This is a genomic window from Ameyamaea chiangmaiensis, assembly GCF_013376175.1.
GTDB classification, from domain to species: domain Bacteria; phylum Pseudomonadota; class Alphaproteobacteria; order Acetobacterales; family Acetobacteraceae; genus Ameyamaea; species Ameyamaea chiangmaiensis.
Window position 1 is genome coordinate 1 of the sequence record NZ_JABXXR010000340.1, and the last position, 869, is coordinate 869.

1 protein-coding gene is annotated in these 869 nt (G+C 59.8%); it reads right to left on the reverse strand.

Features of this window, described 5'->3' with window-relative positions; translation table 11 throughout:
* Positions 1-11: 11 nt before the first annotated feature.
* Positions 12-821 (reverse strand): IS5 family transposase, encoded by an 810-nt coding sequence (locus HUK82_RS16930; RefSeq protein ID WP_176615008.1) that lies wholly within the window; start codon positions 819-821, stop codon positions 12-14.
* Positions 822-869: the final 48 nt, after the last annotated feature.

Sequence of the window (869 nt, forward strand, 5' to 3'; positions counted from 1 at the left end):
CCTAGAGGGTGTTATGCACCTTGAGCGAGTATAGCGGCGTTTCTGAGCATGAAGCATGCGAAAGCGACGACATGGAGACTTGCGAGCGTTGAAGCGTAGCGCTCGTAATCCTTAACGAGTCTGCGGCATCGTGTAGCCCATGCGAAAGATCGTTCTACGACCCATCGGCGCGGCAGCAGGACAAAGCCGCGCTTGGCCTTGGGCAGTTTAACGACCTCAAGGGCGATACCGTGGGCCCACGCTGCCTCGGCCGGCTTCTGGCCCGTGTATCCCTGATCGACATAAGCCAGTTCGACACTCTCGTCCGTCACTTCCTGAATGGCAGCGGCGAGGCGTCCGACTTCGGCGCGATCGTCCCGATTGGCTGGCGTGACGTGCAGGGCCAGCAGATGGCCAAACGTGTCCACGGCCATATGCAGTTTTGAGCCCTTTTTGCGTTTCGCCCCATCATATCCGGCGCGCGGTCCGCTCTCCGGTGTCGAACGCAAGGTTCGGCTGTCGAGGATGGCCGCCGTGGGTTCCGCCTTGCGGCCGGAGGCCATGCGCAGCACAGCCCGCAGGTCAGACGCCAGTGCTTCGAGGCAGCCTGCCTCCATCCAGCGACGGGATTGCTGATAGACCGCCGACCAAGGCGGCAGATCATTCGGCATGGCACGCCAGGCAATCCCGTAGCGGATCACGTAGCGCAACCCGTTGAACAGTTCGCGCAAATCATGCCGCCGCTGTTCCGCGTCCTCTCGCATCAGAACCAGATACGGGACAACCAACGACCATTCTTCGTCTGATACGTCAGAAGGATACGGCTTCCGAACTTGCGTCATTCAGCATTACTGAACCAATCACGCACGAAAGTACATAACACCCTCTAG